We start from the raw sequence: 18,055 nt of genomic DNA, 5'->3' as shown, positions 1-18,055 counted from the left end.
CCGGCCAATTCAGGTAAGTTTTGTTTATTGCACGGTGAAGCTGGCGGCAACAACCTGCCCCGCCTCATCCATCACCACCAGTTGATAACTATCGGGGCGCTCAAGGTTAAGGGTGGCGCTGGCGCCTTCCGCGATCAGCGGTTCGCCGTTCAGAAACCACCAGCGCCGCCCTTCCCCACCGGTCGTTTGCAGCGGCAGAATCACCTTCAGCTCGCCGGGCAGACGTTTAACCACCGCGCCTTCACGGATGCCGGATAGCGCCAGCGGGGCGGCATCGGCGGTTTGCGCCGGCGGGCAGTCCGCCGAAACCGCCGGCAGCCTTGCGCGACGCCGTTCGCCCGCGGGCAGCCAGGGTTCAAGCGGCAGCGGCCAGACGTCGAGGATTTTCGCCACCGCGCCGGGGCAATCTGCCGCCACCCGCTCCCCTTTCTCATTCAGCCATACCGGAAAACGAATTCCACGAATACCCTCCTGACCAGGCAGCAGCAGGGTCGGCGGCTGGCTCTCGTCGAGCAGCCAGGTTGCCAGCCGTCGGCGGCAGTTCACGTCGCCCGCCGGTAAATTCTGCCCTCCGGGCCAGCACACGGTCCCGGCACTGACCGACGACGGGCGAGGATCGGCCGGTAATCCGCCGCGGCTGATGGTTGGTCGCGCCAGCAGCAGATTATTGACCTGATTCAGCAATGGCACCGCGCTTACGAAACCAAACTGCCCAACAACCGGCGTACCGTCGGGTCGTCCGGTCCAGATACCAATCAGATAGCGGGCATTCACGCCGATCGCCCATGCGTCGCGATAACCGTAGCTGGTGCCGGTTTTCCACGCCAGCGGCACCACCTGCACCAACGACGCATCGGGAACCGGCTGCGCTTCGCCAGCCATGATACGTCGCACAATCCACGCCGCCCCCGGCGACAGCAGCGCCCTCTCAACCAGCGGCGAGTCCGGCGTGATGCGCAATTGTCCCGCCTTGCCGTGGCGGGCAAACGCGCTGTAAGCCGCCACGATATCCGCCAGACGCGCGCCGGCGCCGCCGAGGATCAGCGACAGATTCGGCTCCGCGCCGGCGGGCAGCATTAGCGGCAATCCGGCATGGCGTAGCCTGGCGGCAAAACGCTTCGGCCCGTAGGCCTCCAGCACCTGCACTGCCGGAAGGTTCAGCGAGCGAACCAGAGCGTCGCTGGCGCTCACCGGCCCGTGAAATCCGCTATCAAAGTTGCCCGGGCGGTAGTCGCTAAAGCGTCGCGGCACGTCCTGCAGTAAAGAGGCCGGATGGATCAGCGCTTCATCCAGCGCCATACCATAGACAAACGGCTTCAGTACCGAGCCAGGGGAGCGGATCGCCGAGACCATATCAATATGACCAAAGCGGCTATCATCGCCAATATCCACCGATCCTACCCAGCCGCGAACCTTCATATTGGTATGGTCGACCACGATCATCGCTAAAGAGCTGCGCGGCGGCAGGCGCGATTTCCAGTTCAGCGCCAGATCTTCCAGCTGCCGCTGTAGCCCGGCATCCAGCGTCGTGACCACCTTCTCTGCGCGGCTGCTCGCCAGCGCGCGGCGGGCAAAAAGCGGCGCCAGCTGCGGCATCTGCCGCGGAAACAGCCAGACGGGCTCTTCGAGAGCTTCTCGCACCGGCTGCGACGGCCACACGCCCTGGCTTTCCATTCGCAGCAGGACTTTATCGCGTGCCGCCTGCGCCCGCTCGGGCCAGCGGTCGGGGCGTAAGCGGCTCGGCGCCTGCGGCAATACCGCCAGCAGCGCCGCTTCACCGTAGCTGAGCTGCGCGGGGGATTTACCCAGATAGGCCCAGCTGGCCGCGCCGATCCCCTGCAGCGTACCGCCGAAGGGCGCCCGGTTGAGATAGAGCGTGAGGATCTCGTTTTTTGACAGATGCCACTCCAGCTGCAGCGCTCGCCATAGCTGCCGCAGCTTGCCGCCAAAGGTGCGAGGATGAGGATCGAGTAGGCGAGCTACCTGCATGGTGAGGGTGCTGCCCCCGGAGATCACTCTTCCGGAAGTGAGATCCTGCCAGGCGGCGCGAGCGATCGAGAGCGGATTGACGCCAGGATGATCCCAGAACCAACGATCTTCATAGTGGATCAGCGCCTGTAAATAGCGCGGCGAAACGTCAGCCAGCGTCACCGGATAGCGCCAGACGCCCTGCGCATCGGCGAAACGCCACAGCGGCGTGCCGTCTTCCGCCACCACCACTCTGGCAGGCGTAACCTCATGCAGCGGCAGCGGCCACAGCCGATCGGCCGCCAGCAACAATAGCCACAGCAAAAAAATAAACGCCGCCAGCCAGCGCCAGCGGCGTTTTATACGCTTCAATACCCGCATTTAGGGCGCAACGGTTAGCGGTCCGCTGGCCGCGCCGGTTGCCCGCCACTGCGGCACGTACATTGACTCGACCTGCGGCTGCGGTACCAGATAAGTACCTGGCGTCACCGCGCGCGCCAGATAAACCAGCGTCACCGGCTGGCCTTCATTGATAGCCACCGCGGCGACGAAGCGATCGTCGCGAAACTCAATGTGCTGGATATCCGCCTGCTGCATCTGGTTAAGCAGGTTCTGCACCGCTTCGCCATTCTCCTGCAGGCTGGCGCTGCTGTTAGCCAAATTCTGGTTTTCCAGCTCCAGCCCGGCCGGAAGTAAATCTACTACCAGCGCGTCCGGCACGTTGCGTTTGGCCGTCACTTCCAGCTTCACCAGCACCAGTTCGCCGCTGCGCAGCGATGCGAGCGATTTCTGCTGGCCCTGAGTATCGAAAATTTGCCGTTCGATTCCCAGCACGTTGCCTCCCGGCTGCGGAGCGCTCTGCGGATACCCACTGCTGTCGAGGCGAAGCCACAGCGGCTGCTGGCCGGTGTTGGTGACCTGCAGCGCCGCCAGCTGGTCGCCGGTCAGGTTGCGGGTTTGCGCTTTATCGCCGGAGAGCGGTTCGGCCTGCACGGAGGTTTGCGCCTGCCAACTGCCAGGAAGGTCCTGCAACGTACGCCCGGCCAGGAACACGGCGTTACTCTCCTGCGTCGAAAGCCAGCGCTGGCCGTATGCCTCTTCCGCCAGATTGCTGAGTAGCGTATTTTGCGCTTCCGGCAGCAGTTTGTTCTCCTCCAGCAGCGCCAGCTTCAGCGCATCGTCGCGCAGTTCGCTGCCGTAATCGCCGAGCCAGCGGTTCGCATCCTGACGCGGCGTGGCCATCGCCAGCTTCAGGGCCTCGTCGCCGCGCGGCGCATCGCCCATCAATTTCAAGGCTACGCCCAGCTGCAGCAGCGGCAGACCGGAACGCGCCTGGTCGTGACGACTCCAGATCTCGCGCAGCGCGCCGAGCGGCGCTTTCTGCTGCCGGGCCAACACCAGCGCGGCGTAGGCCTGAGCGGCAAAGCGGCTGGCCTGGGCATCATCGCTATAGCGGACGGTCATCAGCCCCGGTTCCTGTAAATAACGCAGCAGACGCTGGTTACCGCTGTTGACGGCGTTAGTCGGGACGCTATAGCCCTGCTCCCCTGCCCGGACGAGGAAGTCCATCGCGTAGGCCGTTAGCCAGTACTCCTCCGGCCCCTCTTTATCCCACAGGGCGAAACCGCCATCATCGCGCTGCATCTGCAGCAGGCGAGAAATGCCGATATCCACCGCCGCGCGTCGTTTTTCATCGCTATCGCCGCTGATGCCCAACGCTTTAAGCTGGACGGCGTTGGTATAGAGCGACGGGAACAGCCCGCTGGTGGTCTGCTCCAGGCAGCCATAGGGATAGGCTTTCAGGTCGCGAATATAGCGCGCCAGGTTCAGCGGCGGCTTGCCGCTTAACACCAGCTGTCCCTGCAGCGTCGCCGGCGAGAAGCCCTCGCTTTGCGTCGCCGGAGCCTGCCAGCTTTCACCCGGCTGGAGAACGGCGCCGGAATTCACGGTTTGCGCCGGGAAAGCCGGACGCACGCCGAGCTTCCACTGCTTCTGCATCGGCGCGAAGGTTTCACCTGGCAGGTTCAGGCCGCTGATAGTGGCATTCACCTGACCATCGCCGAAACCTTCATGCGCGCGGACGGGTATAAACAGGGTGCTGCGCGCGCCGGGCGCCAGCTGCACCGGCGGTATTTCTCCCCCTACAAGCTGCAGCAGACCGCTGGCGGTCAGCGCAACGTTGAGGGTTTGCGGCTTATCGGTCAGGTTACTGAGATCCAGCGCCAGACGAGTGGTATCCCCGCTGGCAAGGAATCGCGGCATGTTCAGCTCGGCAATGACCGGCGCAGCTACGATCGTTTTCCCTTCGCTGCTGCCAAAATCGTCAGCGGTCCACGCCTGGGCCATCACCCGCAGTTCGCCGTTAAAGTCGCCAATCGGCAGAGTCACCGTTCCTTCGCCTTTCTCATCCAGCACCACAGGCTGCGCCTGCTGGGCGATAATCGTTACGTGGTTAACCGGCGGTTTGCCGCCGCGCTTAAGTTCATCGCCGTCGCCGCCGAAGCGCAGGCTGGCGAGTCTCCCCTGCCCTTCAATCACCTGGCCATAGATATCGTAAATATCGGCCCCGTAGCGTTTCTGGCCGAAGAAAGCGTTCCACGGGTCCGGCGTCGCGTAGTCGGTAATATTCAGTACGCCGCTATCCACGGCGGAGAGCAGAACGTTAACCTGTTTCGGCGTCTCGCCTTCTTTGACGCTGGCCTTAACCTTCACCGTCAGCGGCTGGTTCGGACGCATTTTAGCCGGCGCCTCCAGCGCCAGATTCAGACGACGGTTTTCGTCGCCGAGCGGCAGGTGCAGCAGCCCCACCGCCCGTTTTGGCGTCGCGGAGCGGGATTTATCCCCCGGACGAATGACCAGCGCGCTGAGGTATAGGTCGTGACGATTCCACGCTTTATCCACCGGGATCGATAAGTCCATCCCGTCCACCGGGACGTCAATCTCCTGCCACCACAGCGGCCCTTCGCTTGATTCCACCAGCGCATAGCCTTTACCGGCTGCCGGAGCGGCGATATGCAGCTTGATGGTATCGCCCGGTTTATAGGCCGGTTTATCCAGCTTCATGGTGACGCGGTCCGGACGCGCCGCCCCCTGGCCGTCGCTGTTATCCTGCCAGCTGTATCCGGCCCAGAAGCGCACGCTGCTGACCACATCATCCGGCCCTTTGACTTCCAGGCGATAAGAACCCCACTCGACCGGGAAGCTCACTTTCGCCGTTTGTCCGGCTGAAATATCCAGCGTCTCCTCGCCTTCCTGAAGATCTTTTTGATCGAACTGCGACTGCCAGCCTTCACTATCGGACCAGTTCCAGTAATAGTCGCGGCGTTCGCGAATTAACCGCACCTGTAGCCCGGAGACCGCCTTCTTCTCACCTTTCGCATCGGCATACACAATCTCAAACGCGGCGGCGCCGTTTTCATCCACCACCGGCTGCTTGACGGTGCTGTCGGTGCGGTAGTCGTAAACCTCTTTCAGGGCAAATTCTGGCCGGATACCCGGCAGCGTATCGGCAGGCCAGATTGGCTGTCTGACGGTGCGCGTAACCGGACGTCCGCCGGACTCCAGCAGGCTGGCCTGCAGGATCACCTGCAGCGGAGAGCGGCTCTCCTGCCACTGGCTGGCGGCGATGACTTCCGCATGGCCTCGATCGTCCAGAGTGGTCTGTACTTCATCCAGGCTGCGGGAAAGGTTCTCTTCGGCAATGTCGCCAAACTGGAAGCCCGGCAGCGCAGGCACGGCGTCGCGCAGCGGACGCAGGAACAGTTTGCCCTGCAGCGGGTTGCCGCTGGCCGGCGCACCGTACAGATAAGCGCCGGTCACGGCAAAGCTAACATCCGCTGCCGGAGAGACGGGCGCATTTTGCGGCGTGAGATTTAGCGCCATGCGCTCAGGCATAAAATCTTCAACGTGAAAATCCCACTCGCGCGGCTGGTTGTCGCCGGTGCTGGCGCGAATGTGCCACATTCCGGTCGCCGCGCCGCTATCAAGGGGATAAGTAAACTGGTACAGGCCGTTAACCGGTTTGCTGACCGTCGAACGAATGACCTGCCCGTCCGGCTGTACCACTTCCAGCTTCACCGGCTGCTCGGGGAGCGGTTTACCGTCGCTATCGCGCAGTAAAGCGTTGAGGATTACCGTTTCGCCCGGACGATAGAGATCCCGTGGACCAAACATAAATAGCTGCTTGCTGAAACCCGGCGCGCCGGCGATGGCAAATTCAGCCAGGTCCAGCGCCGGGAGTTTGAGATCCAGCAAGGTGGTTTGCCCGTCCTTACGCGCCAGCAGCAGCGCCGCTTCTTTGTCCGTTTGCAGCGTCACATGGCCCTGGCCGTCGCTCTTCGCCTGCGCAAGCATCTGCCCTTTGGCGTTCAAGAGCTGAACATCGATATCGGACTGCGCCGCGCCGTTTTCCAGACTTTGGGTAAAGACATCCAGCCGGTTGTGGTAACGGTGCGCGGATACGCCGATATCGCTGAGGGTGAACAGCGTCGCGGCGTTGCTATAACTGTAGCGGCCCGCCTGGTTCATCACCGCAATATACACGCCCGGCTCCTGCAGCGGTTTGATATCCGCCAGCGGCAGCAGCAGTTTTTCACGCGTATTACGCGCGGGGTTGAGGTCAAAACGGCCGGTATAGACCAGATCGGCCATCTTCAGCAGCTCATCCGACTCCCAGTTACTCAATGAATTACGGTATTCCCATTGGCTGACGAAGGCCGAAAGTGATTCTGGTTTAATACGGAAAAAATTGACGTCGACGTTATCGACATTCAGCGCCATCACCGGCAATCCGGCCACCACTTTCCCTGGCAGCAGCGAACCCCGGCTGGCAAAGCCGATGCTCGGGGCAATATCGCGGGTGGTAATAGTTTTTTCAAAGCTGCTGTCAAAGGTCGCTTTATTCAGCGCCGCCAGGGTTGGATCTACCGATACAATCAGCTCCCGTTTTGGCTCAAGATGGCGAAGCCGCAGCTCTTTCAGGTTAGGCGCCAGCTCCCAGGCCCCATCAACTTTGCCGCTTTTTTTATCGACCAAATGTACGCTACGGGAGAAGTCCTGATCCGGCTGCAGAGGGATTGAGAAGGTCAGCACCAGCGTCGACGCACCGTCGAGCTGTACTTCCGAGGCATCCAGCAGCGTTAGCGCTTTGCCTTTACTTTTGTCCGCCAGCGCCGCCAGTTGGCTGGCATCCGGCTTCGCGCTAGCTTTATCCGTCGCCGTAGACGCCGCGGGCGCAGCCGCCTGCTGTTTGCCGCTGTCGTCGCAGCCGGTCAACGATAGCGCGGTGAGTAGCGCCAGAGATAGTGCCGCCAAACGAAATGGTTTCATCCTTCTAACCCCTCGGCCCGCAGGCCAGATACATTAAGTGAACACATTATTATGCGTTAACAATATCATTACCAACAGCGACGAGAATAGAATCAAACTCCCGAGAGTCAATCATCCGTGATACGGTCGCCACTCTGGGATCCATAACTTGTCACTCTCCCGGAAAACGTCGACAATTCATTCTTGAACAATAAAAAAGGAGACGCCGATGTCTACCTCGTTTTTTGTCGCTGCCGACTGGCTGGCGGAACATATTGATGACCCGGAAATCCAGATTATTGACGCCCGTATGGCTCCGCCGGGACAGGAACAGCGCAATCTGAATGCTGAGTATCAGGCTGGCCATATTCCCGGCGCCGTTTTTTTCGATATCGAAGCCCTCTCCGACCATACCAGCCCGCTGCCGCACATGATGCCGCGCGCCGAGGCATTTGCCGTCGCCATGCGCGAACTGGGCGTAAGCACCGATAAGCATCTGGTGGTATACGATGAAGGCAATCTCTTCTCCGCGCCGCGCGCCTGGTGGATGCTGCGCACCTTCGGTGTCGAAAGAGTTTCGATTGTAGCCGGTGGACTGGAAGGCTGGCGTCGTGATGAGCTGCCGCTGGAGCAAGGTCTACCGGAGCTGCCGGAAGGCGAGTTTGACGTTAATTTCGATCCTCAAGTGATCAAACGGTTAACCGACGTTCTGCTGGTAAGCCATGAGGGATCGGCGCAGATCGTCGATGCTCGCCCGGCCGGGCGCTTTAATGGTCTGGTGGCCGAGCCGCGCCCGGGTTTGCGCAGCGGGCATATTCCCGGCGCGCTAAACGTTCCCTGGAACGAACTGGTGATTAACGGCGAACTCAAAACCACCGATGAACTGAACGAGATTTTCGCTCGCCAGGGCATCGACTTTGAGCGGCCGATTATTGCCAGCTGCGGATCCGGCGTGACGGCGGCGGTCGTAGTACTAGCGCTCACCACATTAGGCGTTAATGGCGTTAGTCTGTATGACGGCTCCTGGAGCGAATGGGGGGCACGAACGGATTTGCCGATTGAACCCGCGCAGTAAAACGGTTTGATGATAATTATTGCGGAGCTATATGTTCCGCAATAATTTAATAAATTCTCTTTTTCCTATCATTTAGCCAGGATATCATCTCATGCACTCCTCCGCCATTTTACAGGCAAATGAATTTTTATTATTAATAATTATTTAATATGAAAATACAATGGAAGATTCAATGAAAGACTTAATGGAATTAGTCATAAAAAATAATCGTAATAAATCCCCTGACCCGATGCCTGTTGATGAAATCTCTCACCTGCGCGTCAGAAAATACCGTGCCCCGCAAAATGAAGAAACCGTTGAGCTACCGGAAAGTTTAAAAGCCTTACTGGCTTACGATCGACAGCTTATTAGCCCACATGATCAGCCGGTCATTGAATGGTTGCAAAAAAACATTGATGTTAATGGTATTCTGCACTCTGAAAATCTGGATGAGGACGTGTACTACCGCAACGGTCTGGATATGACCGGAAAATCAAGTGAGGAGCTAAGTCCTCGGTGGAATAACGATCCAGTCTTCCGGCTTTGATTCCCATCAACCATATTGGTGACCAGGGCGTCTTTATTTATATCACTGAACGTGATGAGAACGGTGAATATCCGATTGCCCGTGTGGACGATCAGGAGCTATGGCTTTCAGAATCTTCGCTGATTGAGTATTTACATGGGATATTTTCAACGCAAAGAGAAACGAGGTCGGAATGGGAGGCCCGTAAAAAAACCAACGAAATACGTGATGGCGCACTGCTGGAGCTAGAATTTATACACAACGATCTCTACAGAAAATTTGAGGGTTGCGCTGAGTAAATTATTGAATCACGGTACTGAAATCCTTATGGCTAATTTTCAGGAATGTATGACTACAAGGAGTAATAATGGCGATTGTATCAGGAAATAATAGCGCTGATAGAAAAGGTATCCCTTGGTTCGGGGGGATTGTTGGCCTGGCGGTCGGTTTGACGATGCTCTATTACTGGTCAGAGTGGACTCACTGGTGGCCGGGCAACCTCCCTGAGGAGATGTCGCCGTATATGCTGGTCAAGGGCATTGATTTGGGGGAAGTTCCGCTCCATGCATACGGCAAGCTGCTCCTGTTCGGCTTTCTTCTGGTATTCCTTTTTCCCGGCTACGGCAAGCTTCCCATTGCCGCATGGATGCTCCATAACCAGCCATCGGGCGGAACGTTTTTTAACTGGATACTGCGCGCCTGGGGGGTTAAATGCGGTGTTCTGGTCCTTGTCTTCTGCAATCTGTTCTTTTTGCGCTATGTCCCTTCCACAGCGCTAAGTTTATATAGTTTTATTCTTCAACACGTGAGTATCCTGGCATCTATTGTATTAGGAGGGCTGCTGGTAGGCGATGCCTGCCGACTGGCGCGATCTGCTGATGCGCCATTGAGCGATCTGCGCCTGCTGATGGTACTGATATTAGGGTTTCAGCTCCACTGGCCCGTACAAATTACCTTGCTCAACGCTCGTAATTTCGACTCTCTGCCTGCGGGATGGGCTTTCACCGCCGCGCTGATGATCGGCGTTTTGCTGGCTTTTTTACTGACTGCCATACTGGCATGGGGGGTGTGCAGGATGTTGGGCGATGAAAATTGCCGGGCCTGGCGTGGGCAGTTCGCACTGTTTAATGGAATGATTATTTTGTGCGTAACGGGGAAAGGGGTGTTTGGCCTGGTGTCGTATTACCTGAAATAAAGCCAGACCAATAATCAGACGGGGGCATAAGCCCCCGTTGTGTTTAGATAATTCGCTTCTGCTTAAAGTCGCGCAGGAAGCTGCCCCAGCGCTTTTCATAGAATGGCGTAATGTGGGCAATCATAAAGTGGCTAATTCCCCTTTCACCCTCCACCACCTGGCAGATATCAATCGGCTCATCGCCCACAAGCGTGTCGGTCGCGACGCTGCCGGTGGCCTGAATTATCTCTTCAATATCGCCTTCGGCTTCAATACCGATCAGCAGGTTGGCCGGGGCATCGGCGCTGTCTTTAATAGAGCATAAAAACGCGCGCTTCACCGTTTTCAGCGTCTTGAACAGCGTGGTCAGCGAGTCCACCATCTGCGCGGGCGGTTCGGCAACCTCAGACAGCAGCAGCGACTCGCCGCCCTCAAGCACGGTCTGGGTACTGAGCGGGCTGCCCTCTTCCCCCAGCAGATGGCTAATTTCACGCGGCGCAAACTCTTTGCCGGTGGGGAGTTTGGCATTGAGGTAGAGCGTTTCGCCGAGGGTCATAGCGAACAGCGTGCGCACCGGCATCACCACGAAAGACTGTTCGTCCTCAACGGCCTGCTGTAGCGCTTCCAGCGAGGTGAAAAAAGGAATAACCGATGTGCCGTCATCTTTTTCCCAGTGCTGTAGGTCCAGTACGCTGTCTTCCACAACCTGCTCGCCCCGGGCAGCGGCCCCCGGCACCCAAACGGTGGCTTCCAGCAAAGTACGGAAAAACGCCGGACGGTGGCCTGGCTCGGTCGCCGCCTTCTCCAGCAGGGTTTCTAACTCATTTTTAGTTTCGGACATAGTTTCGCTACTTCAAAATCGCCCGGCGGCGCTGCGCTCGCACGGGCCCACGAGTTTTGTCGGCCGGGTAAGCGCAGCGCCACCCGGCAAGATCCATTACTCTGCCGTCAGCAGGTTGGCAATGGTGCGCACGCCAAGACCGGTCGCGCCTGCCGACCACTGCTCAACGGCAGATTTACGGTAGGTCGCCGAACAGTCGATATGCAGCCAGCCCTGGTGATAGTTCTCCACGAAGTGGGACAGGAAACCCGCTGCGGTGCTGGCGCCCGCCGGATAGGCCGCGCTGCCGGTATTGTTCAGCTCGGCGAAGTTCGACGGCAGCTGGCCGCGGTGGAATTCCGCCAGCGGCAGACGCCAGAAGGCCTCGTTTTCAGCCTGCGCGCTCGCCAGCAGGCGATTTGCCAGACCATCGTCAAAGCTGAACAGCGCGTGATAATCATTGCCCAACGCGGTTTTCGCGGCGCCGGTCAGCGTGGCGGCATCAATAATCAGCTCAGGCTTTTGCGCAGAAGCATCAATCAGGCCGTCAGCCAGCACCAGGCGACCTTCCGCATCGGTATTCATGATTTCCACGGTTTTACCGTTGCGATAGTGAATAATATCGCCAAGTTTAAAGGCGTTGCCGCTAATCAGGTTATCGGCGCAGCACAGATACAGCTTCACGCGCTTATTGAGGCCGCGAGTGATGGCAAACGCCAGCGCGCCGGTCACCGTTGCCGCGCCGCCCATGTCGGACTTCATTGAGTCCATAAAGGCGCTCTGTTTGATGCTGTATCCGCCGGAGTCAAAGGTGATGCCTTTACCGACCAGACAGGCGTACACCGGGGCTTCTTTATCGCCGGTTGGGTTATAGTCCAGCGCCAGCAGGACCGGTGGGCGCTCGGAACCGCGACCAACCGTGTGCAGGCCCAGATAGTTCTGCTCGCGCAGGTCTTCACCCTTGGTGATACGATAAGAGACGTTATCGCAGGCCACGCTGCACAGCAGGTCTACCGCACGCTGCGCCAGCTGTTCAGGCCCCAGCTCTTCCGCCGGGGCGTTAATGGTGTCACGGACCCAGTCAATAATGGTCAGGCGGTTATCCAGTTCGCTTTTCTGCGCATCGTCGAGGGCCGGCCACTCAACTTTGCGGCTGCCTTTCGGCCCCTTATAACCCGCCCAGAACGCCCATGCGCGGTCGGTGTCCCAGCCTTCGCCATCAAGCGCAACGTGTTTGATGCCCATGCCGTCAATTTTCCGCGCCGCGCGCTGAATCAAGCCCAGGTCGTCTTTGCCGTTCAGGTGCAGGGCGATGCCGTCGTTATTAATGCTGTAAGACGCTTTTTCTCCCCAGCGCGCATCGGCTGGCTGAGCGGTAAGCGTAATTTTCATAGCTTCGGTCATTATCATTATCCTTCTTAGCAAACGGGCCGCCGTATGGCAGCCCGTAAAGTTCTTTCGCCTGTTGATTTATCCGGCTGATAACCACCGGGTAAATCATAACGCGAAAATTATTCGGCTTCGTCTAACCAGACTAGCAGAATCGCCTCAAGAATTTTTTCATTGGATGCGTTTGGATCGTCATCAAACTCTTCCAGGTCGCATATCCACTGATGCAGATCGGTGAAGCGAACGGTTTTCGGGTCGAGATCCGGGAAGGCGTCGTACAGCGCTTCGCCGATTTCGCGACTGTCGGTCCATTTCAGTCCCATATTAATGCTCGCGTGCGTGGTTGATAGTGTAACGCGGAATTTCGATGACCAAATCTTCGTCAGTCACCCGCGCCTGGCAGCTCAGACGGCTGTCGGGCTCAAGCCCCCAGGCCTTATCCAGCATGTCGTCTTCATCTTCGGTACTTTCCGCCAGCGAGTCAAAACCTTCACGCACGATGCAGTGGCAGGTGGTACAGGCACAGGATTTTTCGCAGGCGTGCTCAATCTCAATACCGCTACGCAGCGCAGCATCAAGAATGGTTTCACCGGTCTCAGCTTCCACAACTACGCCATCCGGACACAGGTCCTGGTGGGGCAGAAAAACAATTTTTGGCATTTTAAACCTCGTCCACGGATTGGCCTTTCAGCGCGATACGGACCGATTGATCCATACGACGTGCGGCGAATTCCTGGGTTTGTGTGTCGATATTTTTAATCGCTTCTTTGATTGCATCGGCATCATCGCCTGCCGCAGCGGCGCGCACTTGCTCCGCGGCGTCATCGATAGCCTGACGCTCTGCGGCGCTTAACAGCGCGGCGTCGGCGGCCAGCGCGCTGACCAGACTTTCCAGTACGCGCGCGGCTTCAACTTTTTGCTCGGCCAGCATACGCGCCTGGACGTCCTGTTCGGCGTAGCTCATCGAATCTTTAATCATGCTGGCGATCTCGCCATCGGTCAGACCGTAGGACGGTTTCACCTGGATAGAGGCCTCGACGCCGGTCGATTTCTCCATCGCCGTCACGCTCAGCAGGCCGTCGGCATCCACCTGGAAGGTGACGCGAATATGCGCCCCGCCCGCCGGTAATGCCGGAATGCCGCGCAGCGCAAAACGCGCCAGGGAGCGGCAGTCCTGTACCAGCTCGCGCTCGCCCTGCATAACGTGAATAGACATCGCCGTCTGGCCATCTTTGAAAGTGGTGAACTCCTGCGCGCGCGCCACCGGAATGGTGGTGTTGCGCGGGATAACCTTCTCCACCAGACCGCCCATGGTTTCCAGCCCCAGGGAGAGCGGGATCACATCGAGCAGCAGTAGTTCGCTATCCGGCTTGTTGCCTACCAGAATGTCCGCCTGAATCGCCGCGCCGATGGCGACGACTTTATCCGGATCGATTGAGGTCAGCGGCGTACGGCCAAAGAACTCACCGACGCGCTCGCGCACCAGCGGCACGCGGGTCGAGCCGCCCACCATCACCACTTCCAGCACCTCTTGCGCCTCAACGCCGGCGTCTTTCAGCGCGCGACGACAGGCCAGCAGAGTGCGTTTTACCAGCGGCGCGATCAGCGCATTAAACTGGCTGCGGGTTATTTCCCCCTGCCAGCCGCCGACGTTCACCCGTGCCGTTTCGGCATCGCTGAGGGCGATTTTCGCCGCGATCGCCGCGTCGAGCAGCTCGCGCTGCAGGCGGTTGTCGCTGCGATCGCTCAGGCCAGCCTGCTCGCGCAGATAATCGGCCAGCAGGTGATCGAAATCGTCGCCGCCGAGCGCGGAATCGCCGCCAGTAGCCAGGACTTCAAACACGCCGCGGCTTAAGCGCAGCACGGAGATATCAAAGGTGCCGCCGCCGAGATCGTAAACCGCGATGACCCCTTCCTGGCCGGAGTCCAGGCCGTAGGCAATCGCCGCCGCGGTGGGTTCGTTCAGCAGACGCAGCACGTGCAGGCCCGCCAGACGCGCCGCGTCTTTGGTTCCCTGACGCTGAGCATCATCGAAGTAGGCCGGCACGGTAATCACCACGCCGTCGAGCTCGCCCGACAGCGCTTCGGTGGCGCGTTCGGCCAGCGCTTTTAGAATGTCGGCAGACACGCGGATCGGATTGAGCAAACCACCCGTAGTCTGAATCATCGGCAGGCCATTTTCGCTTGCCTGCAGCTGATAAGGCAGATGCGGGTAGCGGGCCTCGATATCGGCCAGAGAGCGCCCCATCATGCGTTTGACGGAGCTGATGGTGTTGACCGGATCCTGAGCGGCGTTTTGCCGCGCGTCATAGCCCACCGTCAAACCCGAAGCCTGATAGTTCACCACCGACGGCAGCAAATAGCGCCCTTGATGGTCGGGCAGAGTTTCGGCCTGGCCGCTACGCACGGTAGCCACCAGTGAATTGGTGGTGCCCAGATCGATACCCGCCGCCAGACGTCGCTGGTGCGGCGCGGCGCTCAGCCCGGGCTCACTAATTTGTAATAAGGCCATAATTGCTTCCGAAATTAAAAATCGAGCAGTTTTTCTTCGAGTTGTTCCGCACTGCTTCGCAGTTTATCGAGAAAACGCAGCTTGCGCACGGTATCCGCCGCCGCCTCCCACGTCTCGTTATTCAGTTGTTCAACCATCAGCTGATGCCGGATATCAAATTGCGCTTTGACCCGCTTGATAAAGCTTTCCAGCCGCGCTTCATCTTTCGCCTTGCCTATCTCATCGAGCTCTTCGCGCAGTTCCAGCTGTTCCATCAGGAACGCGGTATCGCGCACGGTGTGCTGCTCGCTGGCGAGATCGAAACCATGAAGCGAAAGGAGATATTCGGCGCGGGTCAGCGGGTGGCGAAGGGTTTGCCACGCCTGATTAATGGTGGCGGACTGCTGCACCGCGGCGAGCTGTTCGGCCGCGCTGCAGCTGGCGAACTTATCGGGGTGATACTGGCGCTGTAGTTCCTGGTACCGGGCAGTCAGGGGTTCTAACGAAAGGGTATAGCTGGCCGGTAACCCGAAGAGGGTAAAATAGTCCATAGCAACCTCAGGGTTAACGAGATAAAGCAAACCCCACTTACGGGCGTCCGCAGTGGGGTTTAGATTACATTGCAATTACACGTTAAAGCTTTCGCCGCAGCCGCACTCGTCCTTCACGTTCGGGTTGGTGAACTTAAACCCTTCGTTAAGACCTTCTTTGACGAAGTCCAGCTGCGTACCGTCGAGGAACTGCAAACTTTTGCCGTCGATCACGACTTTCACGCCTTTGTCTTCAAACACGGTGTCTTCTGCCGCTGGTTCGTCAACAAACTCCAGTACATAAGCCATACCTGAACAGCCGGAAGTTCTGACTCCCAGGCGCAGGCCAAACCCTTTACCGCGGTTGGCCAGAAAGGCGTTGACTCGCGCTGCTGCACTGTCGCTTAAAGTAATCGACATAACAAACCTCAACTCTTAATTATTTTGCTTCACGTTTGCTTTTGTAATCCGCAATCGCGGCTTTAATCGCGTCTTCCGCCAGAATAGAGCAGTGAATTTTCACCGGCGGCAGCTCGAGCTCGTCTGCGATATCGGTGTTTTTAATCGCCTGAGCTTCGTCCAGCGATTTCCCTTTTACCCATTCGGTCACCAGGGAGCTGGAAGCAATAGCGGAACCGCAGCCGTAGGTCTTGAAACGCGCGTCTTCAATGATACCTTCATTGTTGACTTTAATCTGCAACTTCATCACGTCGCCGCACGCCGGTGCGCCAACCATACCGCTGCCGACGTTTTCGTCGCTATTGTCGAAAGAGCCGACGTTGCGCGGATTCTCGTAATGATCGATAACTTTTTCGCTGTAAGCCATGATGAATTCTCCTTATTGGTGCCGAATTAGTGATGTGACCATTCAATGCTGTTCAGATCCACGCCCTGCTTGAACATTTCCCACAGCGGAGAGAGTTCGCGCAGACGACCGATGGAATTGCGGACCAGATTGATGGTGTAGTCAATCTCTTCTTCGGTAGTAAAACGACCTAAAGAGAAACGAATAGAGCTATGCGCCAGCTCGTCGGTCATCCCCAGCGCGCGCAGCACGTAGGACGGCTCAAGGCTTGCGGAAGTACAGGCTGAACCGGAAGAGACCGCCAGGTCTTTCAGCGCCATAATCAGCGACTCGCCTTCAACGTAGTTAAAGCTGACGTTGAGGATATTCGGCGCGCCCTGCTCAAGGTCACCGTTGAGATAAACCTCTTCCATATCTTTCACGCCGTCCCACAGACGGTTACGCAGGCCGCGCAGGCGGGCCATTTCGCTTTCCATCTCTTCTTTCGCGATACGGTAAGCTTCACCCATACCGACGATCTGGTGGACAGGCAGCGTACCGGAACGCATGCCGCGCTCGTGACCGCCGCCGTGCATCTGCGCTTCGATACGAATACGCGGTTTACGACGCACGTACAGCGCGCCGATGCCTTTCGGGCCATAGATTTTGTGGCCGGAGAAGGACATCAGGTCAACTTTCAGCTGGCTCAGGTCGATAGGCAGTTTGCCCACGCTCTGGGTCGCGTCAACGTGGTAAATGATACCGCGGGCGCGGCACATCTCGCCGATGGTAGCGATATCCTGCACCACGCCGATTTCGTTATTCACGTGCATAATGGAAACAAGGATGGTGTCATCACGCATCGCGGCTTCCAGTTCTTTTAAATCGATAATGCCGTTACGCTGCGGGGCGAGGTAGGTGACTTCAAACCCTTCGCGCTCCAGCTGACGGCAGGTGTCCAGCACGGCTTTGTGTTCGGTTTTGCTGGTGATGATGTGCTTGCCTTTTTTCTGATAAAAGTTGGCTGCACCTTTAATCGCCAGGTTATCGGATTCCGTCGCGCCGGAGGTAAAGACGATTTCGCGCGGGTCGGCACCGACCAGCTCGGCAATCTGATTACGGGCGATATCTACCGCCTCTTCAGCCTGCCAGCCAAAACGGTGGGAACGGGAGGCCGGGTTACCAAAGGTCCCGTCCAGAGTCAGGAACTGCATCATTTTCTCGGCAACACGCGGGTCCACCGGCGTGGTTGCGGAGTAATCGAGATAGATCGGTAATTTCATTGCTCTATAAACTCCGTACATCGCTTCAATGCAAGGAATCAGGCAACCGGCTGGATGTACGACCGAGTACACAGGATGGCGGAGCATCCCGGCCTGATTCGAAAATCTTTTTTATCTTTTTGGCTCAGCTCGTTTCATCTTGCAGCCAAATAGCTGCAAGATGAAATTGAACGAGAACTACGCGCGCAGTTTAACGTCGATAGCGTCCTGAGCGCGGGTATTACGCTGGGATTCATGGTTGTGCTGACGACCGGAGACATCAAGGATTTCCTGGTTATTCACCAGTTCGCCCAGCGTGATGTTATTCAGAAAACCGGTCAGTCGCTCGCTCAGATCGCGCCACAGCGCGTGAGTAAGGCACTTATCGCCGCCCTGGCAGCCGCCTTTGCCCTGACAACGGGTGGCGTCAACGGATTCGTCTACTGCGCTGATAACTTCGCCAACCGCGATGCTACCCGCTTCTTTACCTAACAGATAACCGCCGCCTGGACCACGTACGCTGGAAACCAGCCCATTTTTGCGCAGGCGAGAGAACAGCTGTTCCAGATAGGAAAGCGAAATTCCCTGACGCTCTGAAATATCAGCCAACGGAACCGGACCCGATTCAGAGTTGAGCGCAACGTCAAGCATCGCGGTCACGGCATAACGCCCTTTAGATGTCAGTCTCATGTCTTACTTAACCTCAAACTCGCCCCTGCCCGGGCTTTTTATTAATATGGGTATTGCATA

14 protein-coding genes and 1 pseudogene are annotated in these 18,055 nt (G+C 58.0%); 3 read left to right on the top strand and 12 right to left on the bottom strand.

The genetic code is table 11. The features are described 5' to 3' along the window. Positions 1 to 24: 24 nt before the first annotated feature. Together pbpC and EGY08_RS22740 are read right to left on the bottom strand one after the other, a co-directional pair. Positions 25 to 2,349, bottom strand: coding sequence for a peptidoglycan glycosyltransferase PbpC (gene pbpC / locus EGY08_RS22745; protein ID WP_049123248.1), 2,325 nt, complete (start codon positions 2,347 to 2,349; stop codon positions 25 to 27). Beyond that, a complete protein-coding gene (locus EGY08_RS22740) occupies positions 2,350 to 7,296 on the bottom strand; it encodes an alpha-2-macroglobulin family protein (protein WP_123828948.1) in 4,947 nt (1,648 codons plus the stop codon). 208 nt (positions 7,297 to 7,504) lie between these two features. Between EGY08_RS22740 and sseA the strand changes: the two genes are divergently transcribed. From sseA to EGY08_RS22725, 3 genes and pseudogenes are all read left to right on the top strand, one after another. Then, positions 7,505 to 8,350, top strand: coding sequence for a 3-mercaptopyruvate sulfurtransferase (gene sseA, locus EGY08_RS22735; RefSeq protein WP_123828946.1), 846 nt, complete (start codon positions 7,505 to 7,507; stop codon positions 8,348 to 8,350). Positions 8,351 to 8,510: 160 nt separating this feature from the next. Continuing rightward, positions 8,511 to 9,154 (top strand): annotated as a pseudogene (locus EGY08_RS22730) (DUF5066 family protein). A 68-nt stretch (positions 9,155 to 9,222) separates the two neighbouring features. After that, positions 9,223 to 10,050 (top strand): hypothetical protein, encoded by an 828-nt coding sequence (locus EGY08_RS22725; protein WP_123828944.1) that lies wholly within the window; start codon positions 9,223 to 9,225, stop codon positions 10,048 to 10,050. A 43-nt stretch (positions 10,051 to 10,093) separates the two neighbouring features. On the opposite strand, the gene sseB is transcribed toward EGY08_RS22725, so the two are convergent. From sseB to iscR, 10 genes are all read right to left on the bottom strand, one after another. Next, a complete protein-coding gene (gene sseB / locus EGY08_RS22720) occupies positions 10,094 to 10,870 on the bottom strand; it encodes an enhanced serine sensitivity protein SseB (protein WP_004123604.1) in 777 nt (258 codons plus the stop codon). Between the two features lie 96 nt (positions 10,871 to 10,966). Then, on the bottom strand, positions 10,967 to 12,253 hold the full coding sequence (gene pepB, locus EGY08_RS22715) for an aminopeptidase PepB (protein ID WP_004123606.1): 1,287 nt from the start codon (positions 12,251 to 12,253) through the stop codon (positions 10,967 to 10,969). A gap of 107 nt (positions 12,254 to 12,360) precedes the next feature. Further along, the gene (gene iscX / locus EGY08_RS22710) at positions 12,361 to 12,561 is read right to left on the bottom strand and encodes a Fe-S cluster assembly protein IscX (protein WP_004104502.1); all 201 of its coding nucleotides are present in this window, start codon (positions 12,559 to 12,561) and stop codon (positions 12,361 to 12,363) included. A gap of 1 nt (position 12,562) precedes the next feature. Continuing rightward, complete coding sequence (gene fdx, locus EGY08_RS22705) at positions 12,563 to 12,898, bottom strand: ISC system 2Fe-2S type ferredoxin (RefSeq protein ID WP_004104503.1); 336 nt, start codon at positions 12,896 to 12,898, stop codon at positions 12,563 to 12,565. A 1-nt stretch (position 12,899) separates the two neighbouring features. Continuing rightward, a complete protein-coding gene (hscA, locus tag EGY08_RS22700) occupies positions 12,900 to 14,750 on the bottom strand; it encodes a Fe-S protein assembly chaperone HscA (RefSeq protein WP_049111992.1) in 1,851 nt (616 codons plus the stop codon). Positions 14,751 to 14,764: 14 nt separating this feature from the next. Beyond that, a complete protein-coding gene (gene hscB / locus EGY08_RS22695; RefSeq protein WP_004123610.1) occupies positions 14,765 to 15,280 on the bottom strand; it encodes a co-chaperone HscB in 516 nt (171 codons plus the stop codon). Between the two features lie 75 nt (positions 15,281 to 15,355). Continuing rightward, positions 15,356 to 15,679: an iron-sulfur cluster assembly protein IscA gene (gene iscA / locus EGY08_RS22690; RefSeq protein WP_002913979.1), complete on the bottom strand. Its 324-nt coding sequence runs from the start codon at positions 15,677 to 15,679 to the stop codon at positions 15,356 to 15,358. 19 nt (positions 15,680 to 15,698) lie between these two features. Continuing rightward, complete coding sequence (gene iscU, locus EGY08_RS22685) at positions 15,699 to 16,085, bottom strand: Fe-S cluster assembly scaffold IscU (protein ID WP_002913991.1); 387 nt, start codon at positions 16,083 to 16,085, stop codon at positions 15,699 to 15,701. Between the two features lie 26 nt (positions 16,086 to 16,111). Beyond that, a complete protein-coding gene (gene iscS / locus EGY08_RS22680; RefSeq protein WP_004134936.1) occupies positions 16,112 to 17,326 on the bottom strand; it encodes a cysteine desulfurase in 1,215 nt (404 codons plus the stop codon). A 177-nt stretch (positions 17,327 to 17,503) separates the two neighbouring features. Next, positions 17,504 to 17,995, bottom strand: coding sequence for a Fe-S cluster assembly transcriptional regulator IscR (iscR, locus tag EGY08_RS22675; RefSeq protein ID WP_004104510.1), 492 nt, complete (start codon positions 17,993 to 17,995; stop codon positions 17,504 to 17,506). Positions 17,996 to 18,055: the final 60 nt, after the last annotated feature.

Origin of the sequence: Klebsiella sp. FDAARGOS_511 (assembly GCF_003812845.1) — a bacterium.
In the GTDB taxonomy this organism is placed as follows: domain Bacteria; phylum Pseudomonadota; class Gammaproteobacteria; order Enterobacterales; family Enterobacteriaceae; genus Klebsiella; species Klebsiella grimontii.
This window is presented reverse-complemented; position numbering and strand designations above follow the sequence as displayed.

Bases quoted from the DNA above. Each gene is read 5' to 3' on its own strand.
- iscA (WP_002913979.1), bottom strand. From the start codon at position 15,679: ATGTCGATTACTTTAAGCGACAGTGCAGCAGCGCGAGTCAACGCCTTT.
- pepB (WP_004123606.1), bottom strand. From the start codon at position 12,253: ATGACCGAAGCTATGAAAATTACGCTTACCGCTCAGCCAGCCGATGCG.
- sseB (WP_004123604.1), bottom strand. From the start codon at position 10,870: ATGTCCGAAACTAAAAATGAGTTAGAAACCCTGCTGGAGAAGGCGGCG.
- fdx (WP_004104503.1), bottom strand. From the start codon at position 12,898: ATGCCAAAAATTGTTTTTCTGCCCCACCAGGACCTGTGTCCGGATGGC.
- iscU (WP_002913991.1), bottom strand. From the start codon at position 16,085: ATGGCTTACAGCGAAAAAGTTATCGATCATTACGAGAATCCGCGCAAC.
- EGY08_RS22740 (WP_123828948.1), bottom strand. From the start codon at position 7,296: ATGAAACCATTTCGTTTGGCGGCACTATCTCTGGCGCTACTCACCGCG.
- EGY08_RS22725 (WP_123828944.1), top strand. From the start codon at position 9,223: ATGGCGATTGTATCAGGAAATAATAGCGCTGATAGAAAAGGTATCCCT.
- iscR (WP_004104510.1), bottom strand. From the start codon at position 17,995: ATGAGACTGACATCTAAAGGGCGTTATGCCGTGACCGCGATGCTTGAC.
- pbpC (WP_049123248.1), bottom strand. From the start codon at position 2,349: ATGCGGGTATTGAAGCGTATAAAACGCCGCTGGCGCTGGCTGGCGGCG.
- iscX (WP_004104502.1), bottom strand. From the start codon at position 12,561: ATGGGACTGAAATGGACCGACAGTCGCGAAATCGGCGAAGCGCTGTAC.
- sseA (WP_123828946.1), top strand. From the start codon at position 7,505: ATGTCTACCTCGTTTTTTGTCGCTGCCGACTGGCTGGCGGAACATATT.
- hscA (WP_049111992.1), bottom strand. From the start codon at position 14,750: ATGGCCTTATTACAAATTAGTGAGCCCGGGCTGAGCGCCGCGCCGCAC.
- iscS (WP_004134936.1), bottom strand. From the start codon at position 17,326: ATGAAATTACCGATCTATCTCGATTACTCCGCAACCACGCCGGTGGAC.
- hscB (WP_004123610.1), bottom strand. From the start codon at position 15,280: ATGGACTATTTTACCCTCTTCGGGTTACCGGCCAGCTATACCCTTTCG.